Origin of the sequence: Gardnerella sp. KA00771 (genome assembly GCF_049244045.1) — a bacterium.
Taxonomy (GTDB): domain Bacteria; phylum Actinomycetota; class Actinomycetes; order Actinomycetales; family Bifidobacteriaceae; genus Bifidobacterium; species Bifidobacterium swidsinskii.
The window spans coordinates 388,017-405,293 of sequence record NZ_CP058368.1; the positions used below are offsets into that span (position 1 = coordinate 388,017).

Sequence of the window (17,277 nt, forward strand, 5' to 3'; positions counted from 1 at the left end):
ACGTTTAACATAAGAAAGTGATTAGTATGAGACATGCTGCACATGGTGCCACAAAAGCAAAGAGGCGTGGTGATTCGCCGCTTTCGCTGTTTGTAGCTCAGCATGGCGCGCATGGTGCGCATAGTGTGCGCGGTATGCGTTCTGTTCAGGCTAATCGTGTTAGTGAGCGTTTGGCTGCGGTTGCTACTAGCAATGGTGCTGTTGTAGAGCTTCCAGAAGCTGTTTCTGAGCGTTTGCAGGAGCTTGTTCCTCAAAGCAGGCGCGCGCTTAGGTTGTCTAAGCTTGCTAATGAGCGTCGTCACAATGTAATACTTTCGGCTTCTCTTGTTGCAATGGTTGGTACTGTTGCAGCTACTATGGCTTTAACTAAGGTTAATAGTTTTGATGCTCGCGCTTCCGAATTTGAGCCGTCTATGACTGCAGTTGGCGACGCATCTTCAACAGTTTCGCGTTCTAGCCAGCGCGAGTCTCTTGATCCTATGGCGACTATTAATAATGCTGTTGACTCTATTGAGAATGCTGCTAAAAAATCGCATAATGTGGGCTCTGCTGATGCTGCAAATAGCGCGAATGAAGATAGTTCTGCTCGCTCGGATTCGAAGCATGGAAACTTAGCCAATAAGGTTGCTAATTCAGTACAACCTGGCACTTTTTCTACTATATCTTCGAAGTCTGATTCGTGGAATTTAGGTTCTGATTCAGGCTTTAATATTGCGGAAATGTCGCGTTCTGCTGCGAATAATCCTAAGGTTGCTTTGTTGATAGATAAAGACTTTGACGTTTTGCCGAAGGGCTTTAATCCAAATCACGCAACTGGGGATACCGGTAACGCGTATGAGTTCAGCCAGTGCACGTGGTGGGTGTATATTCGCCGCCATCAGTTAGGTTTGCCTGTTGGCTCGCATTTTGGCAACGGAAATATGTGGGCTGATTCTGCGCGCAGTCTTGGCTATTGGGTAGATAATTCCGCTCGTCATGTTGGCGATATCATGGTGTTCCGCTCGGGTCAGGCTGGTTCTGATCCATTCTATGGGCACGTTGCAGTTGTTGAAAAAATTAATTCAGACGGTTCTATTGAAACTTCTGAATGTGGCGCTTCTTACCAAGGACGAACTTTCTCGCGCAAGTTTGACGCTAAGGAAGTTTCTCAATATCAGTTTATTCATTACTAAAGCTGCATTACTGAAGTTTCGTTACTAGAGCTGGTTTGCTAAAATTAGTTTGCTTATTACTGGCGTTGCTATTTTTCTCGTATGTAATACCCAGATGATACACTACGGAAAGTATGCTAAAACAAAGTAGAATTTTCTCAGTTTTTGTATCAGCTGCCGCTGCAGCTTCAATGCTTACTGTTATGGCGCCATTCGCCATGGCAGAGTCTTCGCATGAGCTTTCCGAGTCAGCTGTCACTTCTACGCGCGCATTTCCAAAGGTGACGAATGTGCCTCGCGATATTTTAACTGAATCTACTTCTACTGATGTCGATACAAATTCTCATTGGGGTGGCATAGAAAGCTTGAATGTACCTCAAACTAAGACTCCTAGCGAACAAGCTGCTGAAGTGGCACGCCGTGCTTTTGCTGGAAATGCTGCTGCAAGCCGTTCTGGTTTCCGCAGTGGTGTTGAGCAGGTTCCTCTTGCTTCTGTAGTTCCTCCTGACGATAAGTCTGTTGCTTCTCTTTTGAATTTTGCTACTCAATTCTTAGGCAAAGTTCCATATCGTAGCGGTGGCAATACTCCTGCTGGATGGGATTGCTCCGGTTTTGTGCAGTATGTTTTTGCTAGTGTTGGTGTTTCGTTGCCTCGTACTTCTGGAGCGCAGGCAACTGTTGGAACCCCAATCCCAAGTTTGGCTCAAGCGCAGCCTGGAGATATTATCGCGAATGCGCAGCATGCTTCTATTTATGTTGGTAACGGCATGGTAATTAATTCGCAGCTTGCTGGCACTAAGTACGATCCTATCCGCTGCGTGTTCCCAGGCGGATACTCTATTCGTCGCGTTCTGTAGTTTCTATAGCTTCTGTAGAGTTTCTGTAGTCATATATCGCAAAACTGGCCAACACTCAATCTAAAATTACGCTACAATAGTATTTACAAGTTGTGCGCGAGTGACGCTGCTGTCGCAAGTGCAAGTATGAGGAGGTTGGCAATGATCCCAGAAAAAGCTGTATTGGTTGGAGTTGACGGCTCGCACGCGAGCTATAAAGCGGTTTGGTGGGCTGCAAATTACGCAAAGCATGCTGGGTTGCAATTGCAAATTGTTTGCGCTTATTCGTTGCCGAGTTATGCTGCTGTTTCTTTTGATGCCACTTACACTGCGATTGGTGACGATAATGCAGCTCATCACGATGCACAAGAAATTCTATCTAAAGCAAAAGCTGTTGCTCTTGAGCAGGGTGTTGACGCGACTACGCTAATTGTTACGGGCGATCCTTCTTCGGTTTTCGTGGAGCTTTCTCGTAACTATCAGCTTATTGTGATTGGCAATCGCGGCAAAGGTGGCTTGGCAGAGCGTTTGCTCGGCACAACTAGTTCTTCGCTTCCAGCTTATGCGTATTGCCCAATTGTGGTTGTGCCTTACACTGACGATGACGGTCAGCGTATTCATTTGAATAATACGATTACGCGTGTGGCTGTTGGCTCTGACGAGTCGAAGTGGGGGCTTAAAGCTCTTGAAATTGCGGCTGATTTGGCGGATAGCTGGCATGCTGAGCTTGATGTTATTTCTGCAGTGCCAAGAGTGCAAGGTGCTGAGGGCGATACCGCTGTTATGGGCTCGTACATGGAGGATCTTGAGGAGCGCGTGAAGCCAATTTTGCAGCGTTTGCCGGATTTGCAAATTCATCGAACTGTTGTGCCTGGTTCTGCTGTTGAAGCTTTGACTCAAGCTAGTTTGAATCATGATCTTGTGGTTGTTGGTTCTCGCGGTCGCGGTGGCTTTACCGGTTTGCTGCTTGGCTCGATTAGCCAGGGATTGTTGCAGCATTCTTCGAGGCCTGTGTACGTTGTGCCGCGCAAGTATGTGGAATTTAGTGCAGCTCAGGTTGCGGCAGCGCAAAAGCAGCATTCTGAAGCGTCTATTGACGATATTTCCGGAGTGCATGAGGTTGATGTGCCGAAGGCTGGTAAAGAAGCTGCTAAGGAGATTGAACAAACAATCGATCCGCTGCGATAATGCAACGACTGCTTGGGATAACGCTCGCGTTGCTGCGACGACCTGCTTGAGCGCAGCACAGCGCGCGCGAAAGCAACTCGGAGCGCCGAGCTTGCTTAGGGTTGAAAGCACGGTGTGCTTTCAACGCAAGCGAGGTCTGCCTTCGTCTCGATTGACGAAGGCAGGGCAGGTTAGTGTGGTTATGCTTTAGAAACTAGGTTGTGTTTTGTGTGCGCTGACGACCTGCTTGAGCATTGAATTACTAGCGTTGACTTGCTTTCTGCGCGCGTGTCTCATTTTGCCCATTTTGAGACACTGGTGCAGATGAGTTACTGCGTTATTGTCTCTGTTTGGTTGTTTTCGGACATTAGTGCAGATTGCGTACTGCATTAGGGTCTCATTTTGCTTGTTTTGAGACATTCGTGCAGATTGCGCTCGCGCTGATTACGCTCGCGCGCGAAACTCGCGTTGGAAGTCCACTGGACTTCCAACTTAAGCGAGTTTCCGCTCCAAATTGCCTTCGCGCGCTAAAATCGCAGCGCGAAAGCAGGTCGTCGCGCTGCGCGCGTGTCTGAAGACCGGCGTAGTGAAACATTTGCCGGAGTTTTTACTGGCGTTTGTTGTTGGTTTTGCCGAAGCTGACCACATTTGCCGGGGATTTTATCCCACATTTGGAGCGCGCAGGTCATCTAGTCTTGCGGCTTTTGCGGCTCTTGCGACTCCGCTTCAGTATTCTCGCGCTTTTTCAGCATAAAACGCGCGCGCCTGGCATCTCGCTTAGCTTTCTTTTCAGCGAGCTTTTCTTTATTCATCTCGATTGCGCGCTTGTAAATCTTAAGCAGCTCACGCGCTTGGCTCTTAAAATCGTTATTTTTCGAATACTCGAGCACGTTCGCCTTAAGCTGAGCCTGCTCAGCCTCGCTCATATTCAAAACTTTACTAAAAACAGTTTTAAAATCTTCCTTAGTATCCCACTGATACCCGTTTTGACCGCTGATAATCTGCTTCTCATTCGGTACATCATGCTTTACAAGCGCAAACAGACCGGAAGCCATTGCTTCTAACATCGAAAGTGAGTGCATTTCGGAAAGTGATGCGGTTGTGTAGTAGTCCATTGCGTGCAAATACTTTGGAATTTCCGTGTGAGCAATAGGCCCAAGCAAGCAAATTCTGTCGTCAAAACCATTATCTGCCACGCGCTTGCGCAACGATTCCAAATCAGGACCGCCGCCAATAACAAATAAGCGCGCTTTTTCGCGAGGAAAATCGCAATACATAAAGTTGTCAATTAATTCTGAAATATTTTTTTCAGCGCCGATTCTACCAACGAAAACAAACAGCTTAGTAGAGTCAGAAACGCCATATTTTTCGCGGAAAGCTTTGCGGAATGCAAGTCGCTCAGGCGTTGGTAGGAACTTTTTATATTCCACAGCATTATTCAGCACAATTACTTTTTTATCAACCTTCTGACGGTCAATATATGCCTGTGCTTTAGGAGACATGCTCGTAATAATTGTGGCATTTTTCGAGAATCGCATAAAATATTTCGCCGAAATATTGCGAGAGAACTCAGTAAAATGCTTTAAGCCAATGTAAAACAGGAATTTATCGTATTCTGTATGAAGCGTGTAAATAACGGGAATATGCTCTTTTTTTGCTACTTCCAAGCCGATTTCGCCAATGCCAAATTCGTTTTGAATATGAATGACATCCGGCTTAAATTTAAGAGGAAGTTGCTTTCGCATGTGACCAATCGGAAGCGCAACGCGGTATTTGTAAAGCTTTTTAAGCAATATGCCCGGAACGTAAACAACTCCATCTTCAAGCTTGGTTTTGCGCTGTTTTTTGGAGCCGACCGTGACTACTAGCACTTCATGCCCAAGCTCTTCATACATCTTTTTGAGCATATAAGACTGTGTTGCGACGCCATTTATGTACGGTGGATACGTTTCGGTAAAAATAGCGATTTTCAAAGTTTCCTCCGGTTGCATACATGCATGCGTAGCGTCATTATTGCGCAAATATCTTGTGTACTCAATTGTGCCACACGTGGTGAATTTTAGTGTGATTTTTCGCGACTTTTGGTGCGACTTTTGGCTTATTCTAGCTGCGAACCGTAACGTTTACGCTAACTTGCGCGCCTTTTTCGAGCGTATGTTTAACAGTACAACCCCTGGAAATGTGGCGTTCCATGCGCTCTTTTAGTGCGGACGCATCTTCCTGGCTGAGTGCAGGTTTTGCGCAAGTTGCGTCAAGAGTGACGTCTTCTTGAAAACGCAAGTATGTGCCTTCTTCCGCGTCGTACGTGCCGTTTACTACAACTCGCGCTCCAGCACCCTCTCCAATAGCGTGTTCTGCAGCGTACTGGCTGCTAAGAGCTGTGCAACCAGCTAAAGCGATTTGCATTAATTCAACCGGGTTGAACATGCCTTCGCCGTGACCAAACTTCAAGCTCACACCGTCGTCGCTGTGTGCTTCCCAAGTGCCGTCTTCGTTGCGCTCTACCCATAATCTTCTAGACATTTTTGCTCCTTTGCTGTAGTCGTATTTGTTCATGTTATCGTAAGGATTGTAACTTTGCGTTCAATTGCAGAAGTTAGCGTTTTGCGCGGTAGGCATATGGTTTTACGAGCGCGATTCTTTAAATTTATTAGCACTTTGTTAACATGGCAGCATGGCTTTAACAGAAGAAGAACTTGCCGCAATTCGCGCGCGCGTACCACAAAAACCGCTTTCCAGCATCCCAACTCCTTACGAGGATTTAGTGCGAAAAATCCTTACGGAAGGCACTTTAAAATCAGATCGCACCGGCACTGGCACAATCTCACTTTTTGGCCAGCAAATTCGTTTCGATATTAGCAAATACTTCCCGCTTATCACCACGAAAACCGTGTTTTTCAAAGGACTTGCGTACGAGCTGCTTTGGTTCCTTAAAGGCTCGAGTAATGTGCGTTGGTTGCAAGAAAACGGCGTTCATATTTGGGACGAGTGGGCGGACGAAAACGGCGATTTGGGCCCTGTTTACGGCGTGCAGTGGAGGAGTTGGCCGGCTTCGACAGCGGAAAATCCAAACCGCACAATCGACCAAATCGCAAACGTTCTGGATCTTATGAAGAATCACCCAGATTCTCGCCGCATGATTGTTAGCGCTTGGAATCCTGCGGAAGTTGAGCATATGGCGTTGCCGCCATGCCACTCGCTTTTCCAGTTCTACGTTGCCGACGGCAAGCTTTCGTGCCAGCTTTACCAGCGTTCTTGCGATATGTTCCTCGGCGTGCCGTTTAACATTGCGTCCTACTCGCTTTTGACGATGATGATGGCTCAGCAGGCAGGTTTGGAGCCGGGTGAGTTCGTGTGGACGGGCGGCGACTGCCATATTTACGACAATCACGTTGAGCAGGTGCTTGAGCAGCTTTCGCGCGAGCCATACCCGTATCCGCAGCTTGAAATTCGTAAGGCGGATTCGATTTTTGACTACGATTACAGCGATTTTAAGGTGGTTGAGTACAAGCATCATCCGACGATTAAAGCGCCGGTTGCGGTGTGATTGATTGCGGTTTGATTGGTTGCGAATTATTTTGCTTGATTTAGTTTAATTTTTAGCTTGATTTAGCGTGTGAGGTGCGTATATGGCAAACAGCGTGTCGCATAATTTCCCTGTGCGACTGATTTGGGGCGAGGCTTTTGGTTTGGACGGCAAGCCAGGCGCGATGGGTGTAAACGGAGGTATGCCGTGGCGACTTTCGCCGGATTTGCGCTATTTTAAGGCGATGACTATCGGTTGCCCTGTGATTATGGGTCGTGGCACGTGGGATGCGATGCCGCCGAAATTCCGTCCGTTGCCTGGGCGTGAAAATATTGTTGTTACGCATAATTCGGATTTTGTGGCGGATGGAGCGCGTAGTTTTACTAGCATTGACGCGGCTTTGGATTATGCGCGCGAATGGCTGGAAAATAGGGAAGCGCTGGAAAATCAGGAAAGCGCATCTCAAGACTTGCCGCAAGACTTGCCGCAAGACGGCTCCGCAATCTGGGTTATTGGCGGTGCTGCGATTTTGCGCGAGATGCTCGCGAATTATCACGCGGACGCAGCTTACGTAACGCAAATCGATGCGAAAGTTGCAGCGGACACGTTTGCTCCGAACATTCATGCATTAGTTGATGCAGGAAAATGGCATGTTGCGCGCGAAGGTGAGTTTGAGGAAGCGCTGCTTAAGGTTGGTAGCGAAAGCAATCCTGCACGATACCGGTCTATGGTATATGAGCCTGCGCGGTAAACGAGAATCGCAAAGTAAACGAGACAGCAAAATAAACGAGGAAGCATGACTGAAGAATCAAGCAAAATCAAGGTAGACGCGCGTCACCCATATACCGTCATGACGGTTTGCACAGGCAATATTTGTCGCTCGCCAATGGCGGAAATCGTGTTGCGCAACGAGTTTCAATTGAGGGGATTGGGCGACGTCGTTGCTGTGCGTTCCAGTGGTGTAAGCGACGAAGAGTATGGCAATCCGATTGATCGCCGCGCGCAAAGGGAATTAACTAAGCGCGGATACAGGCTTCCTGCTTCGCATTTTGCGCATCGAATTGAAGCGGATGAGATTGCGGAAACGAACCTGTTTTTGCCTATGACGGCTTCGCATATGCGCTCGCTTTTGCGTTTGTTGCCTGTGCAAAAGCGCGAACTTGTGCATATGTATCGCGCGTTTGATCCGTCGCTTCCTAAGCCGCAGCCTGGTCGCGAGATGTTGCTCGACTTGGCTGATCCGTGGTACGGAGGTCCTCGCGAATTTGAGGTTGCGATGGATCAGGTTGAGCAGTGCGCGCCTTATATCGTCGATTGGGTTGCCGCGCGCATTGAGAGGGCTGACTAAACTAAACGCTCCAAATGTGAGGTAACGCTCGCGCTATAAGCGAGCACTTATAGTGCGAGCGTTTTCTCACGTTTGCGAATATAGTTTAAATTTGTAGGTATAGTTTTACAGGCATCAATTACCGCTCTGTTGCTTTTAGTTGGGAGGATTTATGGCAGATTTGGCTGTCGAAGACGTGCGCGCTCGCGTGCAAAACGCCTGGAATGATGTAGTTTCCGTGTTGAATAAGAAGATTTCGCTGGCTGCGGTTTCTGCTAAGGGTATTGCCGGCGAGCATATGCAAAAGTCCGCGCAATACGTGGCTGGGGTATTGCGTGAGGTTGGTATTGACGCGCGCGTTGAGCAGTCCACGAATCCGGACGGCACTCCGGGGGCTTTTGAAGTGGTCGGCTCTCGTATCGTAAACCCAAGTGCGCCAACGGTTTTGCTGTACGCGCATCACGATGTGCAGCCTGTTCCGGACCCATCCGAGTGGAACACAAACCCATTTGAAGGCACAGAGCGCGACGGTCGCCTCTACGGACGCGGCTCAGCTGACGACGGCGGCGGAATCGCAATTCACTACGGAGCTTTGCGCGCACTAAGCGACGATTTGCGCGTAAATATTAAGGTTTTCATCGAAGGCGAAGAAGAAATGGGCTCGCCAAGCTTCATCCCGTTCATTGAATCGCATAAAGACGAGTTCGAATCCGACGTAATTATCGTTGCCGACTCCGGCAATTGGTCCGCCGAAATCCCAAGTCTTACAACGAGTTTGCGTGGAAATACCGACGTGGATGTAAGGGTTAAAGTACTTGGTCATCAAGTGCATTCTGGACAGTTTGGCGGTCCGATTTTGGACGCTTACACGCTCGCTTCCATGCTTATTGCCTCGCTTTACAACGAAGCTGGCGACTTGGCAGTTCCTGGAATTGAAGCACAGGAACCGGTTGGCGGTTTGCAGCGCGATTTGGACGAAGCACAAGTGCGCGCCGACGCTTCCGTGGTCGATTCTTATAAGCTTGCAGGCACCGGTTCTCTCGCCGCGCGCATGTGGACTAAGCCAAGCCTGACGGTAATCGGCATGGACGCACATCCTGTTGAGGGCAGTTTTAATGTGATTGCGCACGAAACTAAGTTGCGTCTTTCGCTTCGTACCGCGCCTTCGCAGCGTCCGGAAGAAGCGCAAAAAGCGTTGTGTGACTTCTTGGTATCTCACGCGCCTTTTGGTGCGGAAGTTACTGCAGAGCCGATTGATAACGGCATGGGTTGGGCAATGGATCCGGATGCTGTTGCAACGAAGGATGCGCTCGCTTCTATGCGCGATGCTTTCGGCGTGGAGCCGGTAAACAAGGGCGAGGGCGGCTCGATTCCGTTTATTCCTGAGCTTCAGCGCATCTTCCCGAAGGCGCAGGTGCTGGTGACGGGTCCGGAAGACCCTAAGTCTAATGCACACAGCCCGAACGAGTCGATTTCGCTTTCTGGTTTGCGCGGAAATATTGTGACGGAAGCGCTGCTTTTGGATCGATTGGGCGAGTAATTCTGGCTAATTTTGCGCGAAGGCGGCATAAACTTTGCAACGCTGTAAAGTTTCTGCCGTTTTTTGATATGTACCCCTTTTTCTTTACATGCGCGTAAAGTTTCTGCCGTTTTTGTGGCGATTCTCGACCGAAATTTTACGTTACTGTAAATTTTCTGCCGTTTCCGCCGCGTCTGCATGCGTCTAGTCTGTTGAGTAATCTGCAAACATGACATGGAATCCATTTGCAAAGAAAACTGCCAATAATGAGGGCGCGTCTACTCCTTCGTTGCAAAAGAAAGTAGCGGATGCAGAATCGTCCGTAGCGACGAAATCTCGCGAAAAAAACGCGCCAACTCCTAAGCGCAACGCTGCTCAGGCGCAAAAGCTTCGTCCACTAGTGCCGGCAGATCGCAAGGAAAGTGCAAAACGCGCGCGCGCTCGTCTTCGCGAATCTGAGAATTTGCAATACAACGCAATGCGCACTGGCGATTTGGCGCATATGCCAAAAATTGAGCAGCTTCCGTGGCGTGTGTATATTCGCGATTACGTGGATGCTCGAATTAATATTGGCGAGTTTTTCATACCAGTTGCAGTGTTGATTATGATTTGCTTGTTTGCGCTATCTAAATTTGTGATTGTTTATTTTGTTTTTGCAGTGTTCTTGTACGCGTATTTGTTTGCATCTGTAATTGACATGTTTGTTATGTGGCGTAAGTTGCGTAAGGAGCTGATTCGTCGTTTTGGTGATGTGGCTGTGTCGCGCAAATCGCGTTCCGGCATGTACGCATTCAGCCGCGCTATGCAGCTTCGTCGCTGGCGTTTGCCTAAGCCGAGTAGCGCAAAGCGTGGTAACTGGCCGAAGTAAGTGTAAAAGTAAGTGTAAAAGTAAGTGTAAAAGTAAGTGCACAAGTAAGTGCAAATTTATTAATATTTGCACAAGCTACTATTATTATTTGAGATACTCAAAATAACGCGAATATCATGGGGTAAACGCATGGCACAAGATAAAGCACAAAGCAAATCGCAAGGCGCGTCTCAGGGCGCGACGCAAGGTATGAAGAAGCCTAAGAAAAAGCAGGGCATGTTCTCGCAGATTATACGTATTTATAAGTACACGCATTCTGACGATAAGCAGCTGCCTTTGTGGTTGTCTTGCGCGTTTGCTGCACCGATTTTGGTTGCTGTAATTCTTGGAATTGTATCTCGTTGGTCCATTTTGATGTGGATTATGATGCTTATTACAGCGGCGATGCTTGGTTTGCTGCTGTTTACTGTTGTACTTACGAAGCGCGCAGATAAAGTTGGTTACGCAAAGTTGGAAGGTCGCCCGGGTGCGGCTGCTGGCATTATTTCTGCGATTAATAAGGGCGGTTTTACTTTTCCGCAGCAGCCTGTGTGGGTGGACGCGCGCACGAAGGATGCGCTTTGGCGAGGCACTGGTTTTAACGGAATTTTCCTCGTTGGTGAGGGTAATTACGAGCGTTTAATGCATGCTATGGATCGACAGGAGCACGCTATTAAAAGCGTTACTGCCGGATCTAATATACCTGTATACCGTATTGCTGTTGGTAATGGCGAAAATCAGGTGAAGCTTAAAGAATTGCGCGGAAAGGTGTTGCGCTCGAAGACGCTACAGCCTGTGAAGCACAAGTTTGCGTTGTTCGATAAAATTCATCCGAACCGCCGATTCTTCCTTACTAAGACAGAGCTTGCGATTTTGAATGAGCGTTTGCGCACGTTGCAAAGCAAGAGTGGATTTGGCATTCCGAAGGGCATCGATCCAACGCGTCCTCAGCGCATCAGCCGTCGTGCAATGCGCGGTAAGTAAATTAAGTAAATTTTAGTGTTTTAGCCTTATTGTTGCGTGCGTAAGTGGCGTTTGTTCGTCGCTTGCGCACATTTTTATTGATGCGACGACCTGCTTGAGCGCAGCACAGCGCGCGCGTTTGGAGGGTTGGCGTCGACGCAGTGCCGTACAATCGTCAATCGACACGGGTGCTCTGTGTTATCTCGCTTATGCAAGCGTGAACATTCAGAGCTGAGAGAAAACCGCTTGAACGTGAATCCGGGTAATACCGGCGCACGGAGGTCTGTTTTTCCCGTGCCTGGAGAGGTGTTGCAAGGTTTCTTTGTAACGCAAAGTATTGCATGTAACGCATCACGATGTAACGCGTTTGACGCACAACATCGTAATGTACACATGTAACGCAAAATATTGCATTGCGCACAATGTAACGCATTGCAACACGTAACAAGAAAGGCACATTTTTATGTCAGAAGAAAATTATCAGTCCAACATGCAGTGGCGTGTTGCAGACATCGCAGTTGCTTCCGTAATTGGCGTTGTTTCTGCTTTTATTTATTGGGTTGTTGCCATTTTTAGTGAGGTTCCATGGACTGCGCTAAACAGCATTCTTCCAGGTTTTGCAGGTCTTATTAACGGTCTTTGGCTCTTCGCTGCTCCTTTGGCCGCAGTAATCGTGCGTAAGCCGGGTGCTGCTATTTACGCTGAAGTCGTAGCTGGCGTGCTCGAAGCTTTGATGGGCAATCAGTGGGGTGGTGCTGAAACCTTCGCTATTGCAGTGGTTCAGGGTCTGTTTGCTGAAATTGCGTTCATTATTTTCGCTTACAAGAAGTGGAATTTGAACACAATGATTCTTTCCGGCGCATTGACTGGCATTGGTTGCTGGGGTTACACCTTCCTCGGTAAGTTACAGGCTGTTAGCGTATTCGGCAAGTATGGTCTTCCATACTTCGCCAGCACAGTGGTTTCCGGAATTGTGTTTGCTGGTGTTTTAATGTGGTTCTTGTATGTGGGAATCGCTAAGACCGGCGCGTTGGATCAGTTTGCGTCCGGTCGCGAAATACGCGAAAAATAGCGAATAACGTATTAAGAAATAACTAAAATCTATCATTGCCATAAAGGATTTACTATGCCTGATGCTACTCAATCGCAAGAATCTGAAACTTTCCTTCCAACAGATTTAAGTGATCGCAAGAGTATCAGCAACGCTAGTGACGCAAGTAGAGCTAGTGATAACGCTTCTAACGCAAGTAACGCTGAACTTCGTTTTGAGAATTGGGGTTATCGTCATGCTTCCCGTCGCGCTTTTGCTGTGCGCGGGTTGGACCTCACGATTAAGGCGGGGCAGCGCGTGTTGCTGCTTGGTGCATCAGGCATCGGTAAATCCACGATTTTAAGCGGCGCGGCAGGTCTTATTGGCAATGATTTTGTGGCGAAAAATAGCGCAAAATCCCAGCAAACCACTCTCGTCGAAGATGCCGATGGTGGTGTGAGCGAGGGTTGTGTTTTGGTTGACGGCGTGCCGGTTCGACGTGCGCGCGGTCGCGTTGGTTTGGTTTTGCAAGATCCGGATGCACAGGCGATTTTCCAGCGTTTGGGGGATAACGTTGCGTTTGGTCCGGAAAATATGAACGTTCCGCGCAACGAAATTTGGGATCGCGTGCGCAAAAGTCTTAAAGAAGTTGGGTTGGATGGCTTGCAATTGCATCGCTCAACTTCGCATTTAAGCGGCGGTCAGATGCAGCGTTTGGCGCTTGCTGGCGCGCTCGCTATGCAGCCGAGTGTGCTGCTTTTGGACGAGCCGACTGCGAATTTGGATCCGGATGGCACGCAGCAGATTGTTGGTGCTGTGCGCGCGGTTTTGGATTTGACGCACGCCACGATGGTGCTTGTGGAGCATCACGCGGAGCCGTGGATTGACATGATTGACCGCGTGGTTGTGCTTGGGCTTGAGAATGATGAAGCTGCGAACGGAAAAGCTGCGAACAACGAAACCGTTCACGATGACGATATTGCGCGCGTGGCTTCTTCGCGCACAGTGATTGTGGCGGACGGCACGCCAGACGAGGTGTTTAATCGCACCGATTTGGACTTTGAGGATCTGGGTATTTGGCTTCCGGAACGCTACAAGAAAAACGTAAAATCTTCTGCAAATGAATCTTCCGTAAGTAATTCTTCCGCAAATGCAGAATCTTCTGAAAAATATTACGAAAACTGCGATCCAGCAGAAGGCTACGGAGAAGTGCTACTTTTCACGAAGGACCTCGCAATCAGCCATAATAGCGAGCCGATTGCGCGTCACATCAATCTTGAGTTTAAAGCCGGACAGATTACGGCTTTGGTCGGCGCGAACGGTGCTGGAAAATCAACGCTTTCGCTCACTTTGGCTGGTCTTTTGCCGGCAGTAAGCGGCGAGGTTGTGGCGAGTGATGCTCTTGCTCAAGGCGCGAATGGTACGGATCCAATGAAGTGGAAGTCGCCTGATTTGGCGAAGCGCATTTCGTACGTTTTTCAGAATCCGGAGCATCAGTTTGCGTGTGGTTCGGTGTTGGATGAGGTTATGTTGGGGCCGCTTCGCACGGGTGTTTCGGCGGATGAGGCGCGCGCGAAGGCTCAGGAGTTGCTGAAGCGATTCCGTCTGGCTCGTTACGCGAAGGCGAATCCGTACACGCTTTCGGGAGGTGAAAAGCGTCGTCTGACTGTGGCGGCGTCGCTTGCTGCGGCTCCGCGTGTGCTGATTTTGGACGAGCCGACTTTTGGGCAGGATCGCAAAACTTGGTTGCAAATTATTCGCTTGATTGCAAGCCTTCGTAGCGAGGGTGTGAGCATTATTGTGGTGACGCACGACCGTGAGCTGGTTGAGGCGTTGGGTGCGCGCTTGGTTGAGCTTGTGCCGGATGCGAAAGCTGAAGCTGCTGAAATGAGTGCTGCTGAAGTGAGTGCTTCCGAAGTGAAATCTTCCGAAGCGCTTTCCGCAACTACCGGCGCAACAGACATTTCGCGTATCAAAGTGAGCGCTGTAAACAATCGCGACGAGGAAGCGAAACTTTCAAGCAAATCGCCGCTTCTCGCGTCAATTAATCCAGTATTTCGCATTTTTGGAGCGTTCGCGGCTTCGATTCCGCTATTTTTTACGCTTGATTGCGTTTCTGCTTCGGTCGCGTTGCTGTTGGAATTTGTGATTTTTGCGTGCATTAAGCTTCCGCCATGGCGTGTGATTCGCCTTTCGTGGCCTGTGTGGGTGGGTGCGCCGACTTCCGCGCTCACTGTGTTGCTATACGGCAAAAGTGGCGGAAATACTTGGTTCCAGTGGTGGCTGATGCATGCTACGGATCGTTCGGCTATGTTGGCTGTTGCAACTTCGCTTAGGATTTTGGCGATTGGCGTGCCGTCGATTGTGATGGTGATTGGGCTTGATGCTACGGATTTGGCTGATGCTTTCAGCCAGGTGCTGCATTTGCCGGATCGATTCGTGTACGGCGGTTTGGCTGGAATTAGGCTGTTTGGCGTGCTGCAGGATGATTGGGCGGCGCTGACTGCGTCGAGGCGTTCGCGCGGTTTGGGTGATGAGCATCGCGTGAGGGCGTTCTTCCCGCAGTCGTTTGCGCTGCTTGTGCTTTCGATTCGACGCTCGACGACGCTCGCCACGGCTATGGAAGCGCGCGGTTTTGGGGGAATTGGTGCGCGTTCGCACGCTCGCGTGAGTCGTGTGCGTGCGCGCGACTGGTGGATTTTTGCTGTGTGCGCGATTGTGCCGTCGGTTGCTGTTGTGGCTGCGCTTTACTTCGGCACCTTCGCCTTCCTTGGCGGCGCGTGAGTTTTTCTATGCGCGCGATGGCTGCTTTTGATAGCGGCTTTTGCTAGCGGCGCGTTATTTCCTTTACGCCGCTGTAAAGTTTCTGTCGCTTTTTGCTTCGCATCCCCAGTCACAATCTAGTTTCTAAAGCACAACCACACTAACCTGCCCTGCCTGCGTCAATAAAGCCGCAGGCAGACCTCGCTTGCGTTGAAAGTACACTGTGCTTTCAACCCTAAGCAAGCTCGGCGCTCTGAGTTGCTTTCGCGCGCCCTGTGCTGCGCTCAAGCAGGTCGTCAGCGCACGCAAAACACAACCGAATTCACAATGAACAACCACACTAACCTGCCCTGCCTGCGTCAATAAAGCCGCAGGCAGACCTCGCTTGCGTTGAAAGCACACTGTGCTTTCAACCCTAAGCAAGCTCGGCGCTCCGAATTGCCTTCGCGCGCGCAATGCTGCGCTCAGGCAGGTCGTCGCGCATCCTCACTAGCGTGTATACTTTCTCGAGTTGCGGGCTTGTAGCTCAGTGGATAGAGCGTCTGCCTCCGGAGCAGAAGGTCGTGGGTTCGAATCCCATTAGGCCCACTTTTGATTTTCTACTTTTGGTCGTGCCTGTCTATTCGTTGCTTTTCGTGTAGTGTTTTGTAGAATATTTGCATATGCGCTGGTGCATTTAAAGAGTCATCGAATGCTATTGGGGTAGTATTCGCAAAAATAAAAGATATTTATCCATAGTTTGGAAAAGGGGAATACATAGTATGGACAATCAATGCGATTCGGATATAAAGAAAACATGTGCAATTAGTAAATTGCCTGTGAAGCTTTCGTCAATAGATCAGATAAAACATCTTAAGAAGCAAGGTATAACTTTTAACAAACAATCTGAAGATTCTGCAATTTCCTACCTTTCAATCTTCTCATATTATTTTGAGACTTGTTCATATAAAAAATTGTTTAGCAAGAGAGTTGGTGGATCTAGGGATGGCCAGTATATTGACTTGGATTTTGATCAATTATGCAAAATAGAGCAGCTTAATAGGATGTTTCAAATACTTTTGCTTCTAATAACTTTAGCTATAGAGCATGAGGCAAAAGTTAAGTTAATGAAAATGTTTACTGAAAATCCTGAAGAAGATGGATACTCCATTGTTGAAGATTACATGTCTAGTCTTTATAACGATGACCGCAAAATACTAATTGCTGAATTAGAACGACTTAAAGATGGGAAATATAGCAGAGAACCGGCGGCAAAGTATGCAGGTGGAATGCCAATTTGGGTATTTGTTGAAGGTATTACATTTGGAACATTGTTAAGATTTTATCGTTTTTGCGCAAAAAGATGGGGTAGTAGAGAGATGCAGAAGGAGCATCACTTATTGTGCAGGGTAAAATCCGTGCGTAATGCTTGTGCTCATTCTAATTCAATATTGGATGGAATTACTGAAAAGAGTTTTGACAACGTGCTTTTGCTTGAAGAAGTAAGTAAAGCTATTGAAGCTGTAGGGTTCAATAAGCGTGCGAGGCGATCGAATATGTGTAATGCGAAGATGAAAGAAATAGTGATAACTGCATATATGTATAAGAGATTTTTGTCTAGGAATTATCAATGTGATGAATGCGTGAATGATCAAAAAAGCATTATTAGATACATTGCAGGAGGATTTATAAAAAAGGCATCTGAGTACACAAAAGAGTATGATAAAGCGAGTAAATTTAACTCATTGCTTGCTTTTATTTGTACTGTTATTGACAGTTGGATATGTGAAAGATAAAATTGAAAATGCTTGAAAACCTTAGGGTTTTGGGGGGCGGAAGTGCGAGAGTGCATCTGCCCCGATTTTTTTTTTGCGCGCAAACGACCTTTCCTTTACACAGCTGCACAGTTTCTGTCGGATTTTCTTGCTGACGCGACGACCTGCTTTCGCGTTGCACAGTATATATAGCATGGCATATAGTGACGAATCTCACACAGTATATAGCGACGAAGCACACAGAATACAGCAGCGCAGCACACAACACACAGAGCATATACCAGCACAGCATATAGTGGTGCGATGCGTGCGTTATAACAACATGTAGTACTTTGTGTGGGAAAGTGGTCGGTTTTTAGACACGCCGAAGACGCGATTTTTGCGTTTTGGCGTC

General features: G+C 48.2%; 14 protein-coding genes and 1 tRNA gene. 13 read left to right on the top strand and 2 right to left on the bottom strand.

The features are described 5' to 3' along the window. The first annotated feature begins 26 nt into the window (after positions 1-26). From HXT57_RS01795 to HXT57_RS01805, 3 genes are all read left to right on the top strand, one after another. A complete protein-coding gene (locus HXT57_RS01795) occupies positions 27-1,172 on the top strand; it encodes a CHAP domain-containing protein (RefSeq protein WP_004110625.1) in 1,146 nt (381 codons plus the stop codon). Between the two features lie 113 nt (positions 1,173-1,285). Then, the gene (locus HXT57_RS01800; protein ID WP_012913909.1) at positions 1,286-2,008 is read left to right on the top strand and encodes a C40 family peptidase; all 723 of its coding nucleotides are present in this window, start codon (positions 1,286-1,288) and stop codon (positions 2,006-2,008) included. 141 nt (positions 2,009-2,149) lie between these two features. Continuing rightward, positions 2,150-3,175, top strand: coding sequence for a universal stress protein (locus tag HXT57_RS01805; protein WP_004105206.1), 1,026 nt, complete (start codon positions 2,150-2,152; stop codon positions 3,173-3,175). 668 nt (positions 3,176-3,843) lie between these two features. On the opposite strand, the gene HXT57_RS01810 is transcribed toward HXT57_RS01805, so the two are convergent. Together HXT57_RS01810 and HXT57_RS01815 are read right to left on the bottom strand one after the other, a co-directional pair. Continuing rightward, on the bottom strand, positions 3,844-5,145 hold the full coding sequence (locus tag HXT57_RS01810) for a glycosyltransferase (protein WP_421783641.1): 1,302 nt from the start codon (positions 5,143-5,145) through the stop codon (positions 3,844-3,846). 112 nt (positions 5,146-5,257) lie between these two features. Further along, the gene (locus HXT57_RS01815) at positions 5,258-5,677 is read right to left on the bottom strand and encodes an OsmC family protein (RefSeq protein WP_004119211.1); all 420 of its coding nucleotides are present in this window, start codon (positions 5,675-5,677) and stop codon (positions 5,258-5,260) included. A 151-nt stretch (positions 5,678-5,828) separates the two neighbouring features. Between HXT57_RS01815 and HXT57_RS01820 the strand changes: the two genes are divergently transcribed. The 10 genes from HXT57_RS01820 to HXT57_RS01865 all read left to right on the top strand — a co-directional run bounded on the left by HXT57_RS01820 (position 5,829) and on the right by HXT57_RS01865 (position 16,904). Continuing rightward, positions 5,829-6,701, top strand: a complete 873-nt coding sequence (locus tag HXT57_RS01820) for a thymidylate synthase (protein ID WP_119504571.1) — start codon at positions 5,829-5,831, stop codon at positions 6,699-6,701. Positions 6,702-6,783: 82 nt separating this feature from the next. Continuing rightward, positions 6,784-7,431 carry a dihydrofolate reductase gene (locus HXT57_RS01825; protein ID WP_119504570.1) on the top strand — a complete coding sequence of 216 codons (648 nt, stop codon included), beginning with the start codon at positions 6,784-6,786 and terminating at the stop codon, positions 7,429-7,431. A gap of 45 nt (positions 7,432-7,476) precedes the next feature. Beyond that, positions 7,477-8,028 carry a low molecular weight protein-tyrosine-phosphatase gene (locus HXT57_RS01830; protein WP_050770725.1) on the top strand — a complete coding sequence of 184 codons (552 nt, stop codon included), beginning with the start codon at positions 7,477-7,479 and terminating at the stop codon, positions 8,026-8,028. A 151-nt stretch (positions 8,029-8,179) separates the two neighbouring features. Next, a complete protein-coding gene (locus HXT57_RS01835) occupies positions 8,180-9,547 on the top strand; it encodes a dipeptidase (protein WP_421783643.1) in 1,368 nt (455 codons plus the stop codon). Positions 9,548-9,755: 208 nt separating this feature from the next. Then, entirely contained in the window at positions 9,756-10,394 is a 639-nt protein-coding gene (locus tag HXT57_RS01840; RefSeq protein WP_004105197.1) for a DUF3043 domain-containing protein, read from the top strand. Positions 10,395-10,583: 189 nt separating this feature from the next. Further along, the gene (locus HXT57_RS01845) at positions 10,584-11,357 is read left to right on the top strand and encodes a DUF4191 domain-containing protein (protein ID WP_076003139.1); all 774 of its coding nucleotides are present in this window, start codon (positions 10,584-10,586) and stop codon (positions 11,355-11,357) included. 442 nt (positions 11,358-11,799) lie between these two features. After that, on the top strand, positions 11,800-12,408 hold the full coding sequence (locus HXT57_RS01850) for an ECF transporter S component (RefSeq protein WP_004105192.1): 609 nt from the start codon (positions 11,800-11,802) through the stop codon (positions 12,406-12,408). A 54-nt stretch (positions 12,409-12,462) separates the two neighbouring features. Beyond that, on the top strand, positions 12,463-15,150 hold the full coding sequence (locus HXT57_RS01855) for an ATP-binding cassette domain-containing protein (RefSeq protein ID WP_102703394.1): 2,688 nt from the start codon (positions 12,463-12,465) through the stop codon (positions 15,148-15,150). Between the two features lie 494 nt (positions 15,151-15,644). After that, a tRNA-Arg gene (locus tag HXT57_RS01860) sits at positions 15,645-15,717 on the top strand. Between the two features lie 173 nt (positions 15,718-15,890). Further along, on the top strand, positions 15,891-16,904 hold the full coding sequence (locus tag HXT57_RS01865) for an Abi family protein (RefSeq protein WP_102703396.1): 1,014 nt from the start codon (positions 15,891-15,893) through the stop codon (positions 16,902-16,904). Positions 16,905-17,277 lie beyond the last annotated feature (373 nt).